Annotated in this window: 1 protein-coding gene; it reads right to left on the bottom strand. The window is 42.2% G+C overall.

Features of this window, described 5'->3' with window-relative positions; translation table 11 throughout:
- Positions 1-663, bottom strand: a 663-nt coding sequence (locus tag A3756_RS27185) for a hypothetical protein (protein WP_197481148.1), incomplete at both ends; no start/stop codon positions are given.

Genomic DNA, 663 nt, shown 5'->3' with positions numbered 1-663 from the left:
GGAAACTTACAATGCTTCTTAACAGTTGAAGATCTGAACTATCTAGCTTGTATGATTGATCTAGCTGTTGCCATTCTTTACCTTTATTCGCTCCTGGGCCACTACGGTAGTAATCTGCCAAAGCAAGGCGAACCCGAATATTCTTTTCATCTAACGACAAAGCTTTCAGAAGGGCATTCTCACCCTTTTTGTACTGACCATCAGATATTGCTGCTAAGCCATACAATGCAAGTGTTTCGGGCGCCTTACTGCGATCAATAGTAGGCTCAAGTATTTCTAGCACTTTCTTTGGCTCATTCATTTTCAGATTCGTCGCCGCATAAATGTGACGCGTCATCTCATTTGCGACTTCCGGATCAACACTTTCTGAAAGGTATTTAGAGGCTGCGGTATTATCTCCTTCCAAATAGCTAATAATACCTAGTAGCTGAGTCGCTAGCTTGTATGAGGGATAATCATTTAATATCTCGATCAAAGTTGCTTTAGACGCATCCAATTCGCCTGCTTGCATTTTCTCGACCGCAAGCTGATATTTCTCTTTTACTTCATTTGAACCCGGGAAGGCTTCGGATAACAGTTTGGTGTAAATATAGGCTTCGTTAGAACGGCCTTGGCGAGTCAAAACATAAGATAGCCGTTCTAATACAACGGCTTTTTCCGGCT

It is taken from the genome of Oleiphilus sp. HI0086 (assembly GCF_001635225.1).
This window is presented reverse-complemented; position numbering and strand designations above follow the sequence as displayed.